Consider the following 22,992-nt stretch of genomic DNA (forward strand, 5'->3'; position numbering starts at 1 on the left):
GAGTTTATCACACTTAAATCCGTGATCTACTTTAGTAGTGCAAGCGCCTTTTGTACCGCTGGTCTCTGTTGGATACGTTGAATATAAGCTTCCACTTCAGGAAACTCTGCTAAATGAATACTTTGCCACTCGTGCCGCATCAACCAAGGGAAAATTGCCATATCCGCGATAGAGTACTCACCTGCCACATAGTCTTGCCCAACTAACTGCTTATTGAGCACTCCATATAATCTTTTGGTTTCTGTAATGTAGCGCTCGATCGCATAAGGGATTTTCTCTTTAGCAAATTTAGCGAAATGATGATTTTGACCTAACATCGGTCCTAGACCACCCATTTGCCACATCAACCACTGTTCGACCTGAATCCTTGCGATTTCGTGCTGAGGATAGAATTGTCCCGTTTTACGTCCTAAATATTGCAGTATTGCACCAGACTCGAAAATCGAAATCGATTGATTATTCGGTCCATTTTGATCAACTATCGCAGGAATTTTATTATTAGGAGAGATCGCAAGAAAGTCAGTTTGGAACTGATCATTTTCTAATATATTGATTGGATAGATTTGATAATCTAAAGCCATTTCTTCGAGTGCAATTGTTATTTTTAATCCGTTGGGTGTTCCCCAGTAATATAAATCGATCATTACAGTTCAGGCTCCATATGCCCTTTGTTGATTGATTTATCCACCATAAATCATTTCAAACCAAACAACAAGGATAGAAATTTTTTATTTATAAGTTATAAAAAATCAATTATTTATAAAATATTTTAAAAATTTTTTGAATTTATTATTGAAAAATTTCGGTCTGAACCTATATAAAAAATTGCCAGATTTATGATGATCATCTGGTTCTGTTGATGATAGTCATGACAGAACAACATTCTTATTTTTATGACTTTGCTGACCTCAGGAGGTTTTAATCATGAGTAACTTAAATCTTCATCCATTGTTTCGTCGTAGCATTGGTTTTGATCGTTTAAACGATTTTATTGATTATGCAATGCAAAGTGATGCTCCAAACTACCCACCTTATAACATTGAAAAAAAAGGTGAGAATAAATATCGCATCGTGGTCGCTACTGCAGGATTTAGTCAAGATGAGTTAAATATCAGTCTTGAAAATCAGCTTCTCTCGATAACAGGAAAACCAGAAGCTATTCAATCTGAACAAACCGAATATCTTCATAAAGGAATTGCGCGTCGTTCATTTAAATTATCGCTTCGCTTAGATGAACACATTGAAGTTCAACAAGCAGATTATGAAAATGGCTTATTAGTGATCGACTTAGAGCGTATCATTCCAGAAGAGAAATTACCTCGACAAATTCCAATTGGCAAAAAACTTCTGTTAGAAAATACAGAGTCTACTGAAAAAACAGTTCATGTTGAATAAAACATCGAACTTGATGAGTCACAAAAAAGCCGATGCAAAAGTATCGGCTTTTTTTTATAGATCAAATCTACAGGTGCTTTGAGCAACGAATTTCCTGATGTGCTGATGTGCAATATAAAAAATCCTTTTTGGGTCATCTTTCAAGACAGTAAACACTCTAAATCTATTCAGTTTTACCATCCATCTAGAATTTTCTATGCATAAGTACGAGTTTACCTGTCGAAATAATTACATTTTCTACTCAAGCCACAAAATGATTCGAGAAGTTTAAAATATACGTTTATTAGACTTCACTAAAGTACTGCCTGATGGAAATATTCAACTGATGATTTATACCCCAACTACAGTCGTTCCTCTCTTTACTAACTCAGGATGTACCTATATTCCTTCAATCAACATATAAAAAAGCCCTGCATGTGCAGGGCTTTTTCTCTAAATCGGTTTTACTTTTTCTTTTTAGGACCAAGTAACATACCCATTTGACGGCCTTCCATTTTTGGTGCTTGTTCCACTACACCGATTTCAGCCACATCAGCTTCAATCTTTTGTAATTGAGCAAGACCCAATTGTTGGTGAGCCATCTCACGACCACGGAAACGTAGAGTAATTTTAACTTTGTTGCCTTCTTCAAGGAATTTCAGAATAGCACGCAACTTAACATTGTAATCACCAACGTCTGTACCAGGACGCAACTTGATCTCTTTAACCTGAACTTGATGCTGCTTTTTCTTAGCATCTTTTTGCTTTTGCTTCAGATCAAATAAATGCTTGTTGTAATCCATGATTTTACAAACAGGCGGCTCTGCATTCGCAACGATCTCAACGAGGTCAAGATCAACTTCTTCTGCAGCACGCAACGCTTCAGCAAGTGAAACGATGCCTTTTTGTTCTCCGTCAGCGCCAACGAGACGTACTTCTTTCGCACGAATCTCATCATTTAATGCAGGACGATTGCTTTTAGCACCTTGTTGTTGGTTACGGTCAGGCTGTTTAATCTTTCTTACTCCACAATATACCGGCCGCGTTCGGCTACGGCTACTTTCACTAAGTCAACGAATGCATCGATAGACATAGTACCTAAATTTGTTCCAGAGCGGGTACGTACATTCACTGTACCTTCCTCTACTTCTCGATCCCCAAGCACCAATAGGTATGGAATACGCTCTAAAGTACGCTCACGAATCTTAAAGCCGATTTTCTCATTTCTCAAGTCTGAAATCGCTCGAATGCCATTTTCTTGCAATTTAGCGACGACTGACTGACAAGCATCTGCTTGAGAATCGGTAATATTCATCACACATGCTTGAATTGGTGCCAACCATGGTGGCATAAATCCAGCGTAGTGTTCAATAAGTATACCAATAAAACGTTCAAAACTGCCAAGAATTGCACGATGAAGCATCACAGGATGATCACGATCGTTGTCTTCAGTGACATAAGATGCATCTAAACGTAATGGCAAGTTAAAATCGCATTGGATTGTACCGCACTGCCAGATACGACCTAAACAATCTTTCAAAGAAAATTCAATTTTAGGACCGTAGAACGCACCCTCACCAGGTTGTAAATCCCAAGCGAGACCCGCTGCATCCAGTGCGTCAGCTAAAGATTTTTCAGCAACATCCCAAAGCTTATCATCCCCTACACGCTTTTCTGGACGTGTTGAGAGTTTCATTTGCACTTCTTCAAAACCGAAATCTTTATAAACATCTAAAGTCAGTTTAATAAAGTCAGCAACTTCTTGACCAATTTGCTCAGTTGTACAAAAAATGTGTGCATCATCTTGGGTGAAACCACGAACACGCATAATCCCGTGTAATGAACCCGATGGTTCGTTACGGTGACATGAACCAAATTCAGCAAGACGAATTGGTAAATCACGGTAAGATTTTAAACCTTGGTTAAACACTTGAACATGACATGGGCAGTTCATTGGTTTAACGGCATAGTTACGGTTTTCAGAATGTGTAGTAAACATGTTTTCTGCATAGTTTGCAGCATGTCCTGATTTTTCCCAAAGACTAAAATCGACCACCTGAGGTGTGCGAATCTCTTGATAACCATTGTCCTGCTGAACTTTACGCATGTATTGTTCTAAAACTTGATAGATCGTCCAACCATTTGGATGCCAGAACACCATGCCTGGTGCTTCTTCTTGCATGTGGAACAGATCAAGCGCTTTACCAATTTTACGGTGGTCACGCTTTTCAGCTTCTTCAATACGTTTGATATAAGCAGCCAACTGCTTCTTATCCGCCCAAGCCGTACCATAAATACGTTGAAGTTGTTCGTTTTTCGCATCACCACGCCAGTAAGCACCTGACATCTTCGTCAATTTAAATGACTTTAAGAATTTAGTGTTTGGTACGTGTGGACCACGACACATATCCACATATTCTTGATGATAATAAAGACCCATTTGAGTCTCATCTGGCATATCTTCGATGAGGCGTAATTTATAATCTTCACCACGCTCAGTGAATACTTTGATCACTTCATCACGAGGTGTCATCTTTTTAATGACATCATAATCTTGATCGATGAGCTTTTTCATACGCTCTTCGATGGCAGCCATATCATCTGGTGTAAATGGTTTTTCACTGTAGATATCGTAATAGAAACCATCTTCAATGACAGGTCCAATCACCATCTTTGCTTCGGGGAAAAGCTGCTTCACTGCGTGACCAACTAAATGGGCACAAGAGTGACGAATAATTTCAACACCTTCATCATCTTTAGGCGTAATGATCTGCAACGTGGCATCATCAGTGATTAAGTCACATGCATCAACTAGATGGCCGTTTACACGACCTGCAACCGTATTTTTTGCAAGACCTGGACCGATGCTTTGAGCAACTTCCATGACAGAGACAGCTTGATCAAATTGTTTTTGATCGCCGTTTGGCAAAGTAATAATTGGCATAAAAAATCCTTAAGGAGTGATGCCCCGTACAATGGAGCATGTCACCGCGAGATTATGATCGAGGCGAACCTCAAAAGATAAAAACGGTGGATAAATAAAATCGCTAGAGATTTTACACGTGTCACGTTGTTTAATAAACCGTTAATCGAGCATTAGGCGATAGCAGTTTTAATTGTGACAAAAATAGTTAAAATATATTCCCAATCTAATATTTAAACCAATATTATCCCAATTATAGAAAAATAATCTTTTATACTTTCTATTAGATGATCAACATACTTTTAAACAAATAAATATAACCCACTGAAATCATTAGGCAGGTCATATGAAATCTCACCCACTAATTGCTTGGTCTACACTCCAGCCGCTTAAACCCGCATATGCTTTAGCAGCCAATGTGGATCTTGTTGTTCTTCGTCTTGAAGATCATGATGAAGAAAAAGTCGTAGTCATGTATGGTCGTTGTCAGCATCGCGGAGCACTCATGTCCGATGCCCATATTCAAGGCGACAAAATTGTATGTGGCCTTCACGGCTCTCATTACATCTATAAAACTGGCATTAACCCGAGATATCTCAATAAAAATCTGCAAAAATTTAAAGCTTGGATTCATGATGATCATGTCTATGTTGACTTAGAAGAAATCGAAGCTTGGGAAAAAAGAAATCCACAGCAATTCAACCGTAATCGTTATCAAGGACTCTACGCAGATTCTCAGCCTGCTCCTGAAGAGCCACACAATAGATTCATCTTAGAATTAGCTCGAAATGGTCTAAAAAATTTCGGTCATCATGGTCCTACCGCAGCCATGGGTGTGCCTTTTGACAAACTTCCAAAATGGGAAGATATTCAACTGGTCACAGCTCAACTTTGGAAAGTTCCTCTACTGGATGATGCCCCCGTTGCAAGCGAAGTGATTATTGGACCAAATGCAAAAAAACCATTGAGACTCAATATTCCATTATTTGTTTCCGACATGAGTTTTGGAGCTTTATCTCAAGAAGCAAAAACTGCACTGGCAATGGGTGCGGAAATGGCAGGTACTGGCATCTGTTCTGGTGAAGGTGGAATGTTAGATGATGAACAAGCCTCGAATTCACGATATTTTTACGAGTTGGCCTCTGGTCGTTTTGGCTATGACATTGAAAAAGTAAAAAAATGCCAAGCTTTTCACTTTAAAAGTGGACAGGCAGCAAAAACAGGAACAGGCGGACATCTACCCGGGCATAAAGTGGTCGGAAAAATTGCAGAAGTACGTGGTTTAGAAGAAGGACAATCTGCGATTTCTCCCGCAACCTTTCCGGATTGGACTGAACTTTCACAGTACAAGGAGTTTGCAAACTATATACGCGAGCAGACAGGTGGCATTCCGATTGGCTTTAAACTGTCTGCACAGCATATCGAAAAAGACATTGATGCTGCGATTGCGATAGGTGTGGACTACATTATTTTAGATGGTCGTGGTGGTGGTACAGGTGCAGCACCAACATTATTCCGTGACAATATTTCAGTGCCGACCATTCCTGCTTTAGCACGGGCACGTCGTCATTTAGATCGTTTAGGACGTCGTGACATTAGTTTGGTCATTACAGGTGGCTTACGTGTCCCCGCTGATTTTATTAAAGCCTTAGCGCTGGGTGCAGATGCCATTGCCGTGTCTAACTCTGCCATGCAGGCAATTGGTTGTTTGGGAATGCGCGCGTGTAATACAAATGAATGCTCTGTCGGTATTGCAACACAAAAAGATCATTTGCGTCGAAGACTCGAAATAGAAAAATCAGCACAGCAACTCGCCAACTTCTTCAATGCTTCAGTCGAGTTGATGCAAGTAATGGCGCGTGCTTGTGGGCATGACCATTTAAGTAAATTTAATTTGGATGACTTAACCACTTGGAAAAAAGAAATCAGTGAATTAACGGGCATCCATTACGGCGGCGTCCAATAAATTTCAAACCAATGCTAAAAAGGGATGATTAACTTCATCCCTTTTTTTCTTTTAATCACTACTCTCTAAAATTTTCCCAAGGTTCAAATCTACTCGTTTCCAAATCAGATGAATTCCACTCATTTTCTTTTCGATAAAGGTACGTGCGATTGAACTGCGGGATGACCACCTCACTCTGGCTCGGTCGAATAAATACATAGTCATCAGGATGGATATCAATTTTACGATCGACACAAATCATTTCCTGGTTGGTGCTTCGTCCATACAATAAATGAGGATGAGATTTTGCTGGATAAACATATTGACCCATCCAATAGCCACCGTAGATAAAAACCGCTTGATGCTTCTGAAAGAATTTTATTTTTTTAAATGAAGGTATCCCTGGCAATGAGACTTGGTCTAAAACTTTCAGTACGGGACTCGCAATATATAAAGCGGGTTTAAGCAAAGAAAGATGTTCAGAATCAAAATCGCTGGGCTTTAGCAACATTGAGCCAAATGACAGATCATTACACACACTATGTTTCACGTGAAAACTAAAGGTTGGACTTCCTCCTCCGTTAAAACACAGCTGAGCATGATTTAAATCTGGGAATTGGTGTTTTAAGATGTGCTGATAATTTTGATAAATATGTTGAGACTCAGCATAAGCTGTTTCTGGACGCTTCACCATCTTAGGTAGTTTAGTAACATGCGCATCGTAGCCCATTAAACCACTCAAATTTAGCGTTTTTTGATGCTGCTGAATATAATTGAGCATTTGTATAAATTCAGCAGAATTTTGAACGCCTCCACGATGTAATCCCACATCAATTTCAAGATTGATATTGAAGCTAAATCCCAGTTGATCAGCCAAGGCATGATATTGTTGCAAACGAGCAAAGGAATCAATTAACCAATGTATCTTGCATTTGATTGGCGTGTGATGGTTTTGATAAAACCTTTCTACTGCACGAATTGGCATCGGCTTGCCAAAGAGTAAATCAGCTTGATCAAAATGATTGAACATCAATTGTAAGTGATCAATATGAAATACCATAAAGTGTTGGGTGTCTAAATCGAAACTTAGCTTTTTTAACAAAGGCAAACAAGCCAAAGATTTAACGACTAACCGCGGTTTTAAGTGCTTTGCCGAAGCTAGCTGCTGTTTTACATAAGCAATATTAAAGTTTAATGCATCGTCATCGATCAAGAGCATAGGTTGACCTAAACCATGTGCCCGCAAATCATCATTCATTTGATTAAAAAAACTATTCATCTCTCATCCTTGTTGCCCAAGTAATAGTTTTTCAAGATAGGGATTGAGAAACTTTCGATGGGGATCGAGCGCTTCTCTGATTTGCATAAATTCATTCCATTTCGGATAAAGAGCTCGCATCTCTTGGTGAGACAGTTGATGCATCTTAGCCCAGTGTGGACGGCCTCGATATTTTTGAAAAATCGGCTCAATAAGATCAAATACTTTTTGAGGTGACTGCTTATAATATTGATGGATTGAAATCGAAATACTGTCTTGCTGATAGAAAGGACTTAGCCAAATATCGTCCCCTTTGACCACGCGGAATTCGATAGGGAAAAAAGAATTTATTTGATATTTTCTAAACGTTGCAATCACTTCTTTGATGCATTGAATACCATTCTCAATTGGAATTTGATATTCCATTTCATTGAATTTGGTATTCCGAGGTGTTGCAAAAATATCACCCGACCAATCAATGAATTCTGTTGGCTTCACAAAAACACCGACTAATTTTTGAAGATATTTCGTCAAAAAAGGGGCTTTTTTAGAAATTTCACAACACCATGTTAAAAGTTGATCCTCAGATGGCCAAGAAGTTTCTCTTGGCTTCACCTCACCCTCTGTAACATCAAGTGTTTTAAAAATTAACTGATCTGTAAAAGGGAAAATAAAATACTCCAAATGCCGATGTTGGTGCATCAATTGGAGAAATTGATCAAGGCTTTCTTCTACAGGGGCTAAATGAATTTTCTCTTTCAATTTATATCTAGGGCGGTTTTGCATGGTTATTTTCGTTAATATCCCGAGCGATCCCAACGATACTCTACCTGCCTGAAAAATTTCAGGGTTCTCCGTCTTTGAGCATTGGATTAAATCCCCATTTGCCTGTAATAGCTCAAAATCTTCTACATAGCCTGAAATAGAATATAGCGCTGCACCTGTCCCGTGTGTTCCTGTAGATACAGCACCAGCTAAACTTTGTTGATCAATATCACCCTGATTCATAAGCGACTGCTCATAAGGCGCAAGATGCTGGCCTAAATTGAATAGTCGAGTACCTGCCCATAACGTCGCTTGGCATTTAGCCTGATCAGCATTTAAGACACTTGAAAATCGGTCTAAAGAAATAATAGACGCATCCGTTTTTACCAACGGAGTAAATGAGTGCCCTGCACCAACCACACGAACTTTAGGATGTTGAATCACAATATCCTGTAATTCATGTAATTGGTCTGGATATAAGATATGTTGCGGGTTTGAGTGGCAATATCCCGACCAGTTAGACCAATAATGATGTGTCAGATTACTCATGTTGCCAACTCCTTTTGTGCAACGGCGGTTTGAACATTTCCCCGATTGGTTCTTTTGTCTAATTCTTTTTGAGGTACTGCTTTAGGTACGCAATTTGATAATTGACGTTGTTCAGGTGGCAAACAAATCTGTTTAGCCAAATGTTTAAAATAGGTTTGAAAAGCTGCCAAAGTCCATTGACCAAATAAAGTGTGTCCACCTTCATAGGCTTGTTCTTGATATTCTTCGAATGTCGTGACATAGCCCATATAGTCATTACAATAAGATGCAAACCAAATTTTTGCGTTAGGAAATGTCGGTAATACACTTTTCTGAATGGTATTTAATACGCGCTTACCTGAAGTTGTTGTAAACTCTCCGGGAACACATACCAAAAAAAGTTGACCGATTCGAATGAGCTGAATTGGCACAATATGTGGCACTAAATCGCTTTCTTGAATTGCGCCGGCGTGAACTTGAGCATTCATTTCAGCAATGAGTGGATCTAAAACACCAGGAAGTGAACCTAATTTTTTTCCTAATATCCGATGCTGACCCGATTCAAAAATAATATTTTTGGGTCCTTGAGCATGATAAAGCTTCTGATAATAAGCACTTTCCACTGGATCTTTTGAATTCAATTTACTTCGTTTGAATTGTTTTGAAAGTAAATTCATAGCCATGATCAATGGCTTTGCAGCACCCACACCATCGACTGGTGTGCCCGCAATAAATGCTGTCCCATGACAAGCTTGGCTTGTTATCGCATTGCTATATCCACCTGAAAACTCTGGATCAGCCACAGTATTTGCCATATCCACATACTCGAGTACTGCATCCAAATCTTGATATTGGATGTTTTGATTCTGTTTCTGAAGTAAAGCGGCTAAAGCATACTCACTCTGTATACGACCATTGTTTCTCGCATAGATGTATTCTGCTTCTCCTTTTATCTTTTTTCTGATCTTAGTCTGATTCTTTCCATGGAAGTGTGGTGACACATCGCCTGCTGTTGCTTGCGCAAATATACAAACTGGTCCATCCACCCCAGCAGCACTTAAGGTCTCTTCCGAAAGTGTTGCGGCATAGCCTTTATTATCACCATCATGAGCGTCTAATTGATTGCCCAAACATGTCGCATGCACACCAAACAGTGACAACAGAGAATGAAGCTTTTCCCCACGATAAAAGCCAAGGACTTGCATTTGTCGATTGATTGCTTTGTAAGTTTCAGATTCATCGACGAATGCAGTATCGAGATTTCGATTATACGCTTTTATCGAGCGATTCCATGCCACAGGGACTTGCTCAGGAATGTCAATTGTCGCTAATCGAATCTCTGTAAAATCGCGATTGGATAATGCCTGTTGAATACTGGATTGCACAGCATCCACAACTGCATCAAGGTGCTCAGGCACAAATCCTGGTGTCGGCATATTATAAAGAGCTTCATAACCACAACCGCCTGGACCTGAATGGGTATGCGTTGCCATTAGAACCAAACGATGCGGATCGAAACAATCCCTCAACGTTTCATTCAAGCGTTGGATTACATTGATTCGAATTGCTGAAGTAATACAGCCAAAATCTAGACAACATAATATCAATGGGGCATCTTGATCTTTTTGAATGGTCACTGTTCTCGCATACAGCGCAGTTCTTTTTTTATAGGCACGGTGATGCCACATCCCATAGCCAAACATGGCATAGCCTTTGGGTTCGATGTTAATTTCATCTTTCCCCCACCCAACAATATACATATGCAAAATCCTTTTGCTTTTATTATTCGATTTTGAAACTTAAAATCTGTTTAAAATTTACCCTATTTCTCGATCAATTACATTATTCAGCACAAATAAATATCACCAACTTCACGAATAAATCGCAATAAAATGAAGTTAAAAAATATGAAATTTCGCCTAATTGACAAAATGTCACGTTTGCTCGACTAAAGGATAAATGTATTCCGTTTATTTTTTGCTTATCTTTTACTCAGGATTATAAAAATGAAGATGGATACTAAAATGAATTTAAGTCCGTATGACGAACTACCTAGAACGCCAGCAAATTTTGTTGCCCTTTCTCCACTCAGATATTTAGAGCGTGCGGCCTATATCTACCCTCAGCAAGATGCAATTATTCATGGTACACGCCGGATTAGCTGGAAAGAAAAGTACCAACGTTGCCGTCAATTTGCCGATCAGCTGCAAAAGCTTGGTATTCAAAAAAATGATACTGTGTCGGTATTACTTCCAAATATTCCAGCCATGATCGAAGCGCATTTTGCAGTGCCTATGGCAGGCGCTGTACTCAATACATTAAATACGCGCCTAGATGCAAAAACACTCGCATTTATGCTTGAACATGCTGAATCAAAAGTACTTTTAGTTGACCCTGAATTCTCAGAATTAGCACAGGAAGCTTTAGCACAAGTTCCTCAAGATATTTATGTTATCGATGTTGCAGATACTGAATATGAATTCAATGAACAAGCGCCCCGTATTGGAAAAATTGAGTATGAATCTTGGCTTTCACAAGGTAATCCTGAGTTTGAGTGGCAATTACCACAGGATGAATGGGATGCCATCAGCTTAAACTACACCTCAGGCACAACTGGGAATCCAAAAGGTGTGGTCTATCATCATCGTGGGGCTTATATTAATGCAGCAAGTAATATCATTGCTTGTGGTATGACACCCCGTGCCACCTATTTATGGACTTTGCCTCTGTTCCATTGTAATGGATGGTGTTTCGCTTGGACCATGGCCGCCAACGGTGGCACAAATGTTTGTCTTCGAAAAGTTGATCCAGCACAGATCTATCAATTGATCGCGGATCATCAAGTCGATTACTTCTGCGGTGCACCAATTGTATTGTCCATGTTGATCAACACACCAAAAGAGCAACAACGCGAAATTAATCATCGAGTTGAAGTGATGGTTGCTGGTGCAGCGCCACCAGCTGCCATTATTGAAGGTATGCGAAATCTAGGAATCAATGTTACCCACGTCTATGGTCTCACTGAAACCTATGGACCATCAGCGCTATGTGCTTCGCAAGCAGGCTGGAGTGATTTAAGCATCCAAGAACAAGCTCAACTACATTCACGCCAAGGTGTACCTTATCCACTTCAAGATGGGATGAAAGTATTGGATCCTGAAACGATGCTGCCTGTACCGAACGATGGTCAGACCATGGGGGAAATTATGTTCCGTGGCAACATTGTCATGAAAGGTTACTTGAAGAATCCTGAAGCCACCGCTGAAGCATTTGCTGGTGGATGGTTCCATACTGGCGATCTTGCCGTATGCCAGCCTGATGGTTATGCCAAAATCACAGATCGCTCGAAAGATGTGATTATTTCTGGTGGTGAAAATATTTCTTCACTTGAAGTGGAAGAAGTACTTTATCAACACCCTGCCGTGCTGACAGCTGCAGTTGTTGCAAAACCTGATCCACGTTGGCAAGAAGTTCCATGCGCATTTATTGAATTGAAGCAAGGGCAACAAGCTACACCTGAAGAAATCATTGAATACTGCAAACAACATCTTGCTCGATTCAAGGTACCTAAAGACGTAGTGATTACTGAAATCCCTAAAACTTCAACAGGTAAACTGCAAAAGTTTGTGTTGCGAGATTGGGCAAAAGATCGTGCTGCACTCTAAATATTAAGCATCTAAGAAATAAAAAAGGTCTGAAACATCAGACCTTTTTTTTGACCATTAACGATCAGAGATAAGTGCAACTTGCTGAACGTAATTCAGCAAATTTAACTTAGATTGTGCAACAGCATCCTCACCTAAGTTTTTTTGAATATCACGTTCAATACGAAGTAAATGCTGACGTATTGCATGATGCTCTGCAGCATTGTAAGTCTTCATAAATTCTTTAATAACAGGCTCACCTTGTGCAATCATACGATCGACCCAGCGGTGCAATTGTGCTGTCTTTTTCGCCCCTTGTTGAGGTGTCAAATAAGATAAGATCATGCTCTCGTCTTCATTGCGTAATAATTTACCAATACGCAAAAATTGACGACGACGAGCCTCACCTGATGTTATCAATTGAACATCCAATAAAGCTTCAATTAAGCGCTCTTCCACAGGAAGGCTTTCAATCTTTTTTTTGGGTAACTCAGCAAGTTGAGCCCCTAAAGCAGCCATACGTTGTACAGCTTTCTTTTGTTCAGTTTTACTTGCACGTCCTTCTAAAGACTCAAAATCATCTTCAGTAAAACGTTGCGATCGACGTGCCACGATTATTCAGCCTCGTAAAATTTTGCTGCGAATAATGCTTGAACTTCGGACAAAGCTTTCTCTTCATCTGCCCCTTCAATCACTAGTCTTAATGTAGTTCCTTTGCCTGCACCGAGCATGAGCAAAGACATAATATTTTTGGCATCGACTAATTTATCGCCCTTACCAATTTTAATCGAACTTCGAAATTTGGTAGTGACCTCAATGAGCTTGCCTGACGCACGCGCATGTAATCCTAATTTGTTAATTACGTCAACAGTTGTGTCAATCATGACCAGTGCTTCATTTCTCTATGCAAGACCTGAATAGACCATTGTGCCTCAAGCGCCTTTTTGAGTCTATCCACAATAAATACAGAGCGGTGCTGACCACCTGTACATCCAATCGAAACCGTAATGTAATGGCGATGCCCTTCTGCAAAGGCAGGCAACCACTTCTCTAAAAATTGCTTTAAATCCTCAAACATCATATTCACTTGGTCAAATGATGTCAGGAATTTTTCAATGGGCTCATCTAAACCCGAATATTTTCTAAGCTCTAAATCCCAATGTGGATTGGGTAAATGCCGCACATCAAAAATAAAATCAGCATCCAACGGAATACCATGCTTATATCCAAAAGACTGTAAAATAACAATTAAGTTATCTACCTGCCCTAAGCGGGATAATAATGTATCTTTAAGATCATGGACACTTTTATCTGATGTATCAATCTGTACAGTTGCTCTTAATTGAATCGGCAACAGTAATTGTTTCTCTTCCTGAATGCACTCATTCAGACTTTTAAAACGATTCGCCAGTGGATGAGGTCGACGCGAGGCACTAAAACGAGCAATTAACTCTTGATCTTTAGTGGTGAGATAAATCACCTCAACCTCACCATGTTTTTCCAGTTGCTGATAAACTTGCTCAAATTCTTGCAAATCAGCGCGTGTACTCCGAACATCAACCCCTAAAGCCAATTGTTCTAAATTATTTTCTTGATCTAACTTTCCAACGATCTCAGGAAGTAATGCTAGCGGCAAATTATCGATACAGTAATAACCTAAATCTTCGAGAACCTGCAATGCAGATGACTTCCCTGAACCGGATTGTCCTGTAACAATAAGAATTCGCTTCATGCACCACACCTGACGATCATCATCGAGTTTAATCCTGTTTTAATGACTGATTTGTAAATTGTCGATCAAGCGTGTCGAACCAATTTTCGCAGCAACAAATAACACAATATCTTGGTCAAATTGCTCTACTGCCTGCAACATTGGATTACGTGCTTCAACATAATCCACGACAAAGCCAGCATCACTTAAAGTTGATTTTATCTCAGCAAGAACCTCTGTAAGCGCTTGACCTTGTTTTAAATTTGTTTCAGCAGTTTTTAAAGATTGATAAATGACTGGTGCAATTTGACGATGTTCAGCTGAAAGATAACCATTACGTGAACTTAATGCCAAACCATCTTCAGCACGTGCAATTGGCACACCAATAATTTCAATCGGCATGTTCAAGTCACGTACCATTGTCTTAATCACAGCCAACTGCTGGTAGTCTTTTTGACCAAAAAATGCAAAATGTGGTTGTACGATATTAAATAACTTCGTTACCACTACCGCAACACCATCAAAGTGCCCCGGACGTTGAGCACCACATAAATCATTGGTAATTTGACCGACACTAATGTTTGTTAAGCGAGGTTGACTGCCATACATTTGCTCAACTGAAGGTGCAAAAATAATGTCACAACCCTCTTCAGCCAACAACTGACTGTCTTGATCAAGTGTGCGTGGGTAACTGTCATAATCTTCATTTGGGCCAAATTGAATCGGATTCACAAAAATACTGACCACAACCACATCACATAATTTACGTGCTTCACGTACTAAATTTAAGTGACCTTGATGTAGATTCCCCATGGTCGGGACAAAACCAATAGTCTTTCGTGCTTGACGAGCAGCATGAAGTGATGCGGTTAAACCATGGATTGTTGTTTCAGTTTTCATGATTAAAGCTCAACTTGGAACGTATGTTCTTTAGCAGGGAAAGATTGATCTAGTACAGCAACATGATACGATTTGATTGCATCAAGAATGGCCGTTTCACCAGACTGTTCTTTCATAAAATTACGTACAAAACGTGCAACACGACCGAAGTTTAATCCCAGCATATCTTGAACAACCAGAACTTGACCATCGGTTTGTGCTCCAGCACCAATACCAATCACAGGTACATGCGGAAATAGTTCTGTAATTTCTTGACCCAATTGTGCAGGTACACACTCTAGCAATAACACTGCAGCCCCAGCCTCAACAACGGCTTTACAATCAGCAATCAGCTGATCCGCAGCTTCACGCGTTTTGGCTTGTAATTTATAGCCACCAAATACATGAACGGATTGTGGCGTTAGTCCAAGATGGACACACACTGGAATACCATTGCGAGTCAATACTTCTACCGTTTCAGCAAGCCAAGCACCACCTTCAAGCTTGACCATTTGTGCGCCAGCTTGCATCACTTTTTTCGAGTTTACTAGTGCATCATTGAGTGTGGCATAACTCATAAAAGGCAGATCAGTTAAGATGAAAGCATGGTTATTTCCACGACGTACAACTGAGGTGTGATAGACCATATCTTCCACATTCACAGGCAACGTTGAATCATGGCCTTGAATAGTCATCCCAAGCGAATCACCAATTAAAATGGTATCTATTTCAGCAATTTCCATTGCCTTCGCCATACTGGCGTCATAACAAGTCAGACATGAAAATTTTCGACCTTGCTGTTTGAATTGTCTTAAATCGCTCAGACTGATCATAAGATGTCCTCTAACACAGTTCCTTAGAACATTTTAAAGTTTAAATATTGATCCAAGATGAATCTGCTAAAACATCCAATTGGCTGTGTTTTGCAATATTCGTTTCTCGAATTTTCTGTCCATGAATTTCTAATTCGACATCCAGATCTAATAACGGCAGTATGACAAAATCTCGCTCAAATATCCCGATATGCGGAACAGTTAAGCGATCATTTTGAATCGTTTGATCACCATATAACAATAGATCTAAATCGAGTGTGCGTTCACCCCAACGACGTAAACGCACCCGCCCTGCTTCATTTTCTATTTTTTGTAATTCATCTAATAATTCAAGCGCCGTTAGACTCGTATCTAAACGAACGACCGCATTGTGGTAATGTGGTTGGTCTTGAGGACCCATAGGTGGACTATGATAAAGCCTTGATGCTTTCACCACACCCAGCATTGCCAGTTTCGTATAGGCTTCTGCCATCAACTGCTGAGAATCACCTAAATTACTTCCCAGTCCAATATATGTTCGTACTGTCATTGGATAGGACCAAACACCACTGTATTTAAATCGCGTTTGACACGTTTACGCTTCAAAATAGGATGATCAGCTGCAATACCATTATCCAAAGCGATACTCGCATTTTGCTCTGTTCTTCGCTCATTCGCTGAAGCGGCCTTACGACTGCGGCGGCTACGTGACTCCGTTTCTTTAACTAGCGGTTCAATCTGCTGAGGCTTTGTTTCCGCAACATCTTCGGTCACGGCAACTTTACGTCGTGATTTAGTCCGTTGACGATTGTACTGCGCAATCACACGCTCTTTTTCGTCCAAAGACATCAACTGATAAGCATCCCACCATTGACCCATGCCATTGGTCGTCTGATCTCCAGACTTTTCACGCAGCAACATAAAGTCAAAACCTGCTCTAAAACGAGCATGACCTGAGAGTGCTTCAATTTGCTGAGGTTTTGGGTTCAACAAACGAGTTTGCATTTCCCAAACTTCACGAATAAATGTTTCTGCAAAACGCGGGATAATCGTGCGTGTCGCTTGGCGCTTCAGCACATCTAAGCCAGCTTGAGCACGTGCTTCAGCTGCCACAACACCTTTGTGCATATAAAAATCACAACGCTCAAGGAATGGTTTCCACAACAATACCGCATAGAAAAATGCAGGGTTGATCGTTTTACCAATTTGAATTCGCTGATCTGTATTTTTCGCTGCACGTTCAATAAATGCATCAATATGAGGAGGGATATCTGCAAATAATTGTTTCCAGATTCCAAACTCAATCAACATTGGGAGCACACGATTCAAATGCCCCATTGTGAATAACTTTTGAGATTCATCATATAAACGATGTGGTGATACATCACGTAAAAGCAAGGTTGCTTCAGGTGTAAATACGTCTAAAATTGCAGGATCAATTTTAAAGTTAAGTTTCGCAGCAAATCTTAGTGTTCGTAACATACGAACTGGATCTTCTTCAAAACGTAACTTTGGATCACCCAATAAACGCAATGTTTTTGTTTTTATATCATCAATAGCGTTACAGAAATCAAGAACGATACCCTTACGCGGTTGGTAATACATCGCATTGATTGAGAAATCTCGACGAGCAAAATCTTCTTCAATTGAGCCCCAATTATTATCTCTTAGAATCATCCCTGCAGCAGAAGTCACTGCTTTTTTAGGAGGAGCTCGGAAAGTGGCCACTTCAATTAATTCACGACCAGAATAGACATGAGCCAACTCAAAACGACGACCAATAATTCGGCAACGACGACCAAATACTTCTTTAATTTGTGAAGGTGTCGCATTGGTTACAGCATCGAAATCTTTAGGGGCAAGTCCAAGCATCAAATCACGGACACCACCACCGACGATATAGGCTTCATAGCCGGCTTTAGTTAAAGAATCAATAACATCTAAAATGGAAGAAGGTAATTGTGCAGTGGATAAACCGCACTTTGACGCGTGCAAAGTTTGCAAAAGACGCTGTCTCCTACGTCAGAACGTAAAATCATAATTGTGCTAATCATAGCTCTAACACAATCAAAGGGCAATTTTATTCTCCAAGATTCACCGTCAAAATTGATTAAATTTCAACACCCCTTAGTGCCATTTGATCTCTATAAAAATGTGTTAGAGGGCTAACTGGTTGCGATTCTTTTCGATAAACTTTGGACCTATTCCTTTGACATTTTGAAGTTCATCTACTGACTTAAAACTGCCATGCTTTTGCCGATACTCAATAATTGCAGCAGCTTTCTTCTCACCCACTCCTTTAATCATTTGTAGTTCAACCATTGAAGCCGTATTAAGACGAACTTTAGTTGATTGCCCGACACCACCAGCTGCTTGCTTTGATGATGTATTTACGGCTGGTCGAGATAAATAATGGTTCGCACTTTGCCGGTTAAGTCGTTGATCATGAGCTTCTTGCTCTGCTTTCCATTTTAAGTAAGATTGATCAAACTGTTGTGGATATGCCGAACTGATTAAACTCACACATGCAGTAAATATCAGAAGAAGAAAAGAAATGATGCTATTCATGTTGAACCTGAATTTTATTGTTATGTTGCTTTAGATACACTTTTGCCTGATCCCACAATTGGTCCATTTCTTTGAGACTCATATTTTCAATGGGCGTATTTCTATTTTTTGCCTGCAACTCAATGTATGAAAAACGTTGTTTAAATTTGTGGATGGTTCCAAGTAGAGCCATCTCACTTGAAATGCCGATTTTACGTCCAACATTGATTAAAGAAAATAAACAATCTCCAAACTCCTCTTGTATTTCGTCGGAATTTTGATGGTTGAGCGCCTCTCTCAATTCAGATAACTCTTCATCTAACTTTTCATACGCTTGCTCAACATTTTCGAAATCAAATCCAATCTGAGCTACATTTTTTTGAATTTGCTCGGCTTGATCTAAGGCAGGACCCGCTTTAATTTCATCTAAACGTGATTTAGTTTTGTCTTTTTTCTCTTCAGCCTTAATTTTTTGCCAAAGTTCACTCACCTGCTGTTCATTCAGTTGTTCAAACTGAGCCGATTGAAAGACATGAGGATGTCTTCGAATCAACTTGTCGCACAGTGTTTCCACCACATCATGAAAATTAAATGCTCCTTGCTCACTATACATTTGCGATTGAAATACAACTTGCAGCAGAAGATCTCCCAATTCCTCTTTTACATGCGCTGTATTTTGTGATCGAACTGCTTCTTCTACCTCATAAGCCTCTTCAATCGCATAGCGAGTCAAGCTTTCAGGCGTTTGTTTTTGATCCCATGGGCATTTCGCACGAAGCTCTTGCATGATATTTAAAAGTTTTTCCATGAAAGTTGATCTCTAGTGAATGATGAGTTTAAAGATATTGTTGATTCAATGAACAATCTTATGCTCAACTAGGAACATAAAATGATGTAAAACAACAAGGATTTTCGATGACATCTAGCATTTTTATCAGTGGCGCGGCTCAAGGGATTGGCGCAGCTACCGCAAAACTATTCTATCAGCAAGGTTATAAAGTCGGTATTTATGACATCAATCTCGAACAAGCTGAACAAGTGGCTCGATCTTTAGGGCCAAATGCTAAAGCGGGTTTGCTAGATGTTTCCCAATACGACCAATGGCAAAGTGCTTTAACTGAGTTCAACGAATGGGCTGGTGAAATAAATATATTATTAAATAATGCTGGCATCTTATATTCAGGGGCATTCGAAAATACAGATATCTCATCGCATCATCGAACATTTAATATCAATGTTAACGGCGTTCTCAATGGCTGTCATGCTGCGCTCCCTTTCTTAAAACAGGCCTCCCACGCACGTATCATCAATATGTCCTCTGCTTCTGCTATCTATGGTCAAGCTGATTTAGTGTCCTATTCAGCAAGTAAATTTGCTGTTCGCGGCATTACAGAAGGTCTTGATGTTGAATGGCAAAAATATGGAATACGCGTATTAGACATCATGCCATTATTTGTTCAGACTGCCATGGTAAAAGGCATGGATGCGGGTACGATTCAAAATATGGGAGTCAGTCTCAGCGCCCAAGACGTTGCTCAGGAAATTTACCGTGTCGCACGTTTAAAAAACCATCACTTAACCGTGACTCACCATACGGTTGGCATCAAAACTGAACTGATGTATCACCTGTCAAGATTCAGTCCTCAATTGATCAATAGAGTGACAAATTTAATATTAAGTAAAAAGAAATGACAAATTAGTCGCATTTGTGCAATATTCCCTCGCCCCAACAGGGGCATTTATAACAATGCGTTACAAATGAGAATATATAATGAAAAAAATTTTAACTTTAGCTATCGCTACTGCTTTAACAACGACTCTTGCTCAAGCTTCGGGTGAACTACCAACGAAACAACACTCAACTGCTGAACTCAAGGCAATGGATTGTGCAACACTAGCTGTTGAAAAAGCCAATGCTAAGCGTAACCTAGAAAATGCTGATAAAAATATTGCAGCTGCTGCAACCCAAACGCCAGCTAAATCATTGAGCAAATGGGCGGGTATGGCAGGTAATGCATTATCTACTTTCGGTGGCAACTCAGAAAAAGCAACAAAAATGGGGCAAGTTGCAAACTCTGTAGCGGGTGAAAGCGATACTTCTGATGCTGCAAATATTCCATTACAGCAACAGATCAAAGCTGCATCGCAAGCAAACATCGATAATATTGGAATCTATCAAGGTTCTAAAAAATGCAAAATCTGATTTAACTCTATTTGAGTGATCAGTCATAAAAAAGCCTGCTAAAGCAGGCTTTTTTTTAATTTCCTTGAACCAAACGTCTTGCGCTAATGATGCCTGGTTGCTGTTCCAATCGAGCCAACAAGCGAGACAATTGAGCCAAACCTTTGACCTCAATCAATAGTTTCATATTGGCAATACCATCCGCTTCGGAAATGGTATTCACTTGGCGAATATTAATCTGATCTGAAAAAATCACTTGGGTTAGATCCTTCAGCAGTCCTCGACGATCATAAGCCTCAACCACAATTTGGACACTCTGCCCTCTTGTAGGTTGCATTTCCCAATCTGCTTCAACAGCGCGTTCAGGTTCTTGGCTGATCATACGTACATAATCCGGACAAGCCACCTTATGAATACTCACCCCACGATTGAGTGTGATATATCCAGCAATCGACTCACCATGAACAGGCTGACAACATTGTGCAATATGTAGTTCAACATTATCCAAACCGTCAATCAGAATCCCATGCGCTGATAATGTATGACTCGCCCGTGGATTTAATGCTGGCTTCAGCACTAACTCAGGCTCATCTTGATCCAAGTGCATATGACGATTGACTTGATTAATCAATGCATGAAGACTGATATCTCCACTCACCAAGGATACAAGAATGTCCTCACCTGTTTTAACGTTAAAATGAGCACAATAATCACTCAAATCAATACTTTTTGGGTGAATTGCAAGACGTGATAATTCCTTGGTGAGAATCTCTCGACCGACTTCTAAGTTCTTACTACGGTCTTGCTGTCTGAACCAATGGCGCAACTTGTCTCTTGCACGTGCTGTCTTGATATAACCTAAAGAGTTCACCAACCAATCACGATTTGGCTCACGATCTTTCTTGGTCAAAATCTCGACTTGTTCACCTGTTTTTAATGTATAAGTCAGTGGAACATAACGTTGGTTTACACGTGCTGCATAACACTTGTTGCCAACCTCCGTATGCACATGGTATGCAAAATCTAAAACGGTTGAATTACGTGGTAATTCTTTGATGTCACCATCACGACTAAAAACATAAATTTTTTCAAAATCTTCAAAATCTTGAAGCTGATTGAAATTTTCAGTTTCGTCTTCATTCGGATGCGCACCTGCTTCATTTCGTTCTTGATAATGCTCAAGCACGGAACGTAAAGAGTGTAAACGATGATTAAATGAATAATCTGTAGTTTTCGCACCTTCTTTATAATTGAAATGAGAACAAACGCCTAACTCAGCTTCTTCATGCATTTCAGTGGTTCTGATTTGTATCTCTAAAGATTTATTTTCAGCAATCACTGCAGTATGTAAAGAGCGATAACCATTGGCTTTCGGGTTAGTGATGTAATCATCAAATTGATGGGGAATATGACGCCAGATTTGGTGTACGATCCCCAAAGCGTGATAACACTCAGATACATTTTGAACTAATACACGAACAGCTCGAATGTCATATAGCTGATCGAAACTTAAGTTCTTGCTTTTCATTTTTCGATAAATCGAATAAATGTGTTTCACACGACCTGAGATTTCAGCCTCAATGCCATGCTTCAACAACTCACTTTTCAGCTTATCGACCACGAATTGAATATATTGTTCGCGCTCTAAGCGTTTTTCATTGAGTAAAGATGCAATTTCTTTATAGCGCTCTGGTGCTAAATAACGGAACGCAAGATCTTCAAGTTCCCATTTTAACTGCGCGATACCAAGACGATGCGCCAAGGGCGAGTAAATGGTCAAAATTTCTCGTGCGACACGCTCTTGACGCTCTTTTGGAGAGTTTGCCAACTCACGCAAAGCCAGCGTACGCTCAGCCAACTTGATTAATACAACGCGAACATCCTCTGTTACTGAGATCAACATCTTGTAAATCCCAGTTAAATGTTCACGCTGATTATTATTGAAGTGATCTTCTAAACGTTTATTTTTTTCGATCAGCTCTGACAACTTACCCATTGCCAAAGTGCCTTTCACCAAATTGTAGACACTTTCACCAAAGCTTTTACGAATCTCCTCAAGCGACGTCATGCCCTCACGCACACTACGATAAAGCATCGCTGCTGACAAAGTATCTTCATCAACATGTAGGTGAGCCAAAATATCTGCCATACCTAAGCCAGTCGCGAAGGTATTGGTTTTATGATGGTGATCAGAAGTCAGTTCTTTTTTTAAAACACTAAGAGCGACTTCTTCTAATTTTTTAAGTTCTGCACCGTCTAAAATAATCCGCGCACGGTCTAGCCAAGTTGCTAAACCAAGTTGCGCTTCAGCGGCATGTTCTACAGTCGTTTCCTCAGACAACTCAGTCAGTCGTCCAGGTAACTGCTCACGTACTGTGACCATACCCTTCTCCTTTTTTAAATCTAATCTTCATTTTATTAAAT

General features: G+C 39.9%; 21 protein-coding genes. 5 read left to right on the top strand and 16 right to left on the bottom strand.

Annotated elements, in window-relative coordinates; translation table 11 throughout:
• Positions 1 to 26: 26 nt before the first annotated feature.
• Positions 27 to 644 (bottom strand): glutathione S-transferase family protein, encoded by a 618-nt coding sequence (locus tag AC1M83_RS07305; protein WP_035265364.1) that lies wholly within the window; start codon positions 642 to 644, stop codon positions 27 to 29.
• Between the two features lie 280 nt (positions 645 to 924).
• On the opposite strand from AC1M83_RS07305, the gene AC1M83_RS07310 reads away from it, so the two are divergent.
• The gene (locus AC1M83_RS07310) at positions 925 to 1,395 is read left to right on the top strand and encodes an Hsp20 family protein (RefSeq protein ID WP_179998611.1); all 471 of its coding nucleotides are present in this window, start codon (positions 925 to 927) and stop codon (positions 1,393 to 1,395) included.
• Between the two features lie 443 nt (positions 1,396 to 1,838).
• Here the strand turns inward: AC1M83_RS07310 and infC are convergent, their stop codons facing one another.
• Together infC and thrS are read right to left on the bottom strand one after the other, a co-directional pair.
• Entirely contained in the window at positions 1,839 to 2,390 is a 552-nt protein-coding gene (gene infC, locus AC1M83_RS07315) for a translation initiation factor IF-3 (RefSeq protein ID WP_081403231.1), read from the bottom strand.
• Positions 2,391 to 2,395: 5 nt separating this feature from the next.
• On the bottom strand, positions 2,396 to 4,318 hold the full coding sequence (gene thrS / locus AC1M83_RS07320) for a threonine--tRNA ligase (protein WP_092768341.1): 1,923 nt from the start codon (positions 4,316 to 4,318) through the stop codon (positions 2,396 to 2,398).
• Between the two features lie 325 nt (positions 4,319 to 4,643).
• Between thrS and AC1M83_RS07325 the strand changes: the two genes are divergently transcribed.
• On the top strand, positions 4,644 to 6,263 hold the full coding sequence (locus AC1M83_RS07325; RefSeq protein ID WP_481590348.1) for a glutamate synthase-related protein: 1,620 nt from the start codon (positions 4,644 to 4,646) through the stop codon (positions 6,261 to 6,263).
• 58 nt (positions 6,264 to 6,321) lie between these two features.
• Here the strand turns inward: AC1M83_RS07325 and AC1M83_RS07330 are convergent, their stop codons facing one another.
• Genes AC1M83_RS07330 through AC1M83_RS07340 form a run of 3 tightly spaced genes read right to left on the bottom strand, consistent with a single transcriptional unit; the run spans position 6,322 to position 10,553 of the window.
• Entirely contained in the window at positions 6,322 to 7,521 is a 1,200-nt protein-coding gene (locus AC1M83_RS07330) for an alanine racemase (protein ID WP_481590349.1), read from the bottom strand.
• Positions 7,522 to 7,524: 3 nt separating this feature from the next.
• Positions 7,525 to 8,814 (bottom strand): D-arabinono-1,4-lactone oxidase, encoded by a 1,290-nt coding sequence (locus AC1M83_RS07335; protein ID WP_481590350.1) that lies wholly within the window; start codon positions 8,812 to 8,814, stop codon positions 7,525 to 7,527.
• Positions 8,811 to 10,553 carry a neutral/alkaline non-lysosomal ceramidase N-terminal domain-containing protein gene (locus tag AC1M83_RS07340; RefSeq protein WP_481590351.1) on the bottom strand — a complete coding sequence of 581 codons (1,743 nt, stop codon included), beginning with the start codon at positions 10,551 to 10,553 and terminating at the stop codon, positions 8,811 to 8,813. Before AC1M83_RS07340 ends, AC1M83_RS07335 begins: the two co-directional genes overlap by 4 nt.
• Positions 10,554 to 10,817: 264 nt before the next feature.
• Between AC1M83_RS07340 and AC1M83_RS07345 the strand changes: the two genes are divergently transcribed.
• The gene (locus AC1M83_RS07345) at positions 10,818 to 12,458 is read left to right on the top strand and encodes an acyl-CoA synthetase (protein ID WP_035265353.1); all 1,641 of its coding nucleotides are present in this window, start codon (positions 10,818 to 10,820) and stop codon (positions 12,456 to 12,458) included.
• Positions 12,459 to 12,515: 57 nt separating this feature from the next.
• Here the strand turns inward: AC1M83_RS07345 and yjgA are convergent, their stop codons facing one another.
• The 9 genes from yjgA to mazG all read right to left on the bottom strand — a co-directional run bounded on the left by yjgA (position 12,516) and on the right by mazG (position 19,194).
• A complete protein-coding gene (yjgA, locus tag AC1M83_RS07350; protein ID WP_035265351.1) occupies positions 12,516 to 13,049 on the bottom strand; it encodes a ribosome biogenesis factor YjgA in 534 nt (177 codons plus the stop codon).
• Positions 13,050 to 13,051: 2 nt separating this feature from the next.
• Positions 13,052 to 13,321 (bottom strand): HPr family phosphocarrier protein, encoded by a 270-nt coding sequence (locus AC1M83_RS07355; protein ID WP_035265349.1) that lies wholly within the window; start codon positions 13,319 to 13,321, stop codon positions 13,052 to 13,054.
• Complete coding sequence (gene rapZ, locus AC1M83_RS07360; protein ID WP_035265345.1) at positions 13,318 to 14,169, bottom strand: RNase adapter RapZ; 852 nt, start codon at positions 14,167 to 14,169, stop codon at positions 13,318 to 13,320. The genes AC1M83_RS07355 and rapZ overlap by 4 nt, the downstream gene beginning before the upstream one ends.
• A gap of 39 nt (positions 14,170 to 14,208) precedes the next feature.
• Entirely contained in the window at positions 14,209 to 15,048 is an 840-nt protein-coding gene (gene panC / locus AC1M83_RS07365) for a pantoate--beta-alanine ligase (RefSeq protein WP_179998617.1), read from the bottom strand.
• 2 nt (positions 15,049 to 15,050) lie between these two features.
• A complete protein-coding gene (panB, locus tag AC1M83_RS07370; RefSeq protein WP_035265341.1) occupies positions 15,051 to 15,860 on the bottom strand; it encodes a 3-methyl-2-oxobutanoate hydroxymethyltransferase in 810 nt (269 codons plus the stop codon).
• Positions 15,861 to 15,900: 40 nt separating this feature from the next.
• Entirely contained in the window at positions 15,901 to 16,389 is a 489-nt protein-coding gene (gene folK / locus AC1M83_RS07375) for a 2-amino-4-hydroxy-6-hydroxymethyldihydropteridine diphosphokinase (protein WP_035265339.1), read from the bottom strand.
• Positions 16,386 to 17,843, bottom strand: a complete 1,458-nt coding sequence (pcnB, locus tag AC1M83_RS07380; protein WP_481588712.1) for a polynucleotide adenylyltransferase PcnB — start codon at positions 17,841 to 17,843, stop codon at positions 16,386 to 16,388. Before pcnB ends, folK begins: the two co-directional genes overlap by 4 nt.
• A 153-nt stretch (positions 17,844 to 17,996) precedes the next feature.
• Positions 17,997 to 18,407, bottom strand: coding sequence for a ComEA family DNA-binding protein (locus tag AC1M83_RS07385; RefSeq protein WP_092768325.1), 411 nt, complete (start codon positions 18,405 to 18,407; stop codon positions 17,997 to 17,999).
• Positions 18,400 to 19,194 (bottom strand): nucleoside triphosphate pyrophosphohydrolase, encoded by a 795-nt coding sequence (gene mazG / locus AC1M83_RS07390; RefSeq protein WP_481587553.1) that lies wholly within the window; start codon positions 19,192 to 19,194, stop codon positions 18,400 to 18,402. The genes AC1M83_RS07385 and mazG overlap by 8 nt, the downstream gene beginning before the upstream one ends.
• A gap of 107 nt (positions 19,195 to 19,301) precedes the next feature.
• Between mazG and AC1M83_RS07395 the strand changes: the two genes are divergently transcribed.
• Together AC1M83_RS07395 and AC1M83_RS07400 are read left to right on the top strand one after the other, a co-directional pair.
• The gene (locus tag AC1M83_RS07395; protein ID WP_481590352.1) at positions 19,302 to 20,078 is read left to right on the top strand and encodes an SDR family oxidoreductase; all 777 of its coding nucleotides are present in this window, start codon (positions 19,302 to 19,304) and stop codon (positions 20,076 to 20,078) included.
• A gap of 79 nt (positions 20,079 to 20,157) precedes the next feature.
• Positions 20,158 to 20,589, top strand: coding sequence for a hypothetical protein (locus AC1M83_RS07400; RefSeq protein ID WP_035265332.1), 432 nt, complete (start codon positions 20,158 to 20,160; stop codon positions 20,587 to 20,589).
• A gap of 55 nt (positions 20,590 to 20,644) precedes the next feature.
• On the opposite strand, the gene AC1M83_RS07405 is transcribed toward AC1M83_RS07400, so the two are convergent.
• The gene (locus AC1M83_RS07405) at positions 20,645 to 22,951 is read right to left on the bottom strand and encodes a RelA/SpoT family protein (protein ID WP_035265331.1); all 2,307 of its coding nucleotides are present in this window, start codon (positions 22,949 to 22,951) and stop codon (positions 20,645 to 20,647) included.
• Positions 22,952 to 22,992 lie beyond the last annotated feature (41 nt).

It is taken from the genome of Acinetobacter sp. 25-47-130, from assembly GCF_056779705.1.

Coding starts and splice junctions, on each gene's coding strand:
- AC1M83_RS07305 (WP_035265364.1), bottom strand. CDS start 644: ATGATCGATTTATATTACTGGGGAACACCCAACGGATTAAAAATAACA.
- AC1M83_RS07310 (WP_179998611.1), top strand. CDS start 925: ATGAGTAACTTAAATCTTCATCCATTGTTTCGTCGTAGCATTGGTTTT.
- thrS (WP_092768341.1), bottom strand. CDS start 4,318: ATGCCAATTATTACTTTGCCAAACGGCGATCAAAAACAATTTGATCAA.
- AC1M83_RS07325 (WP_481590348.1), top strand. CDS start 4,644: ATGAAATCTCACCCACTAATTGCTTGGTCTACACTCCAGCCGCTTAAA.
- AC1M83_RS07330 (WP_481590349.1), bottom strand. CDS start 7,521: ATGAATAGTTTTTTTAATCAAATGAATGATGATTTGCGGGCACATGGT.
- AC1M83_RS07335 (WP_481590350.1), bottom strand. CDS start 8,814: ATGAGTAATCTGACACATCATTATTGGTCTAACTGGTCGGGATATTGC.
- AC1M83_RS07340 (WP_481590351.1), bottom strand. CDS start 10,553: ATGTATATTGTTGGGTGGGGGAAAGATGAAATTAACATCGAACCCAAA.
- AC1M83_RS07345 (WP_035265353.1), top strand. CDS start 10,818: ATGAATTTAAGTCCGTATGACGAACTACCTAGAACGCCAGCAAATTTT.
- AC1M83_RS07355 (WP_035265349.1), bottom strand. CDS start 13,321: ATGATTGACACAACTGTTGACGTAATTAACAAATTAGGATTACATGCG.
- rapZ (WP_035265345.1), bottom strand. CDS start 14,169: ATGAAGCGAATTCTTATTGTTACAGGACAATCCGGTTCAGGGAAGTCA.
- panC (WP_179998617.1), bottom strand. CDS start 15,048: ATGAAAACTGAAACAACAATCCATGGTTTAACCGCATCACTTCATGCT.
- panB (WP_035265341.1), bottom strand. CDS start 15,860: ATGATCAGTCTGAGCGATTTAAGACAATTCAAACAGCAAGGTCGAAAA.
- folK (WP_035265339.1), bottom strand. CDS start 16,389: ATGACAGTACGAACATATATTGGACTGGGAAGTAATTTAGGTGATTCT.
- AC1M83_RS07385 (WP_092768325.1), bottom strand. CDS start 18,407: ATGAATAGCATCATTTCTTTTCTTCTTCTGATATTTACTGCATGTGTG.
- mazG (WP_481587553.1), bottom strand. CDS start 19,194: ATGGAAAAACTTTTAAATATCATGCAAGAGCTTCGTGCGAAATGCCCA.
- AC1M83_RS07395 (WP_481590352.1), top strand. CDS start 19,302: ATGACATCTAGCATTTTTATCAGTGGCGCGGCTCAAGGGATTGGCGCA.
- AC1M83_RS07400 (WP_035265332.1), top strand. CDS start 20,158: ATGAAAAAAATTTTAACTTTAGCTATCGCTACTGCTTTAACAACGACT.
- AC1M83_RS07405 (WP_035265331.1), bottom strand. CDS start 22,951: ATGGTCACAGTACGTGAGCAGTTACCTGGACGACTGACTGAGTTGTCT.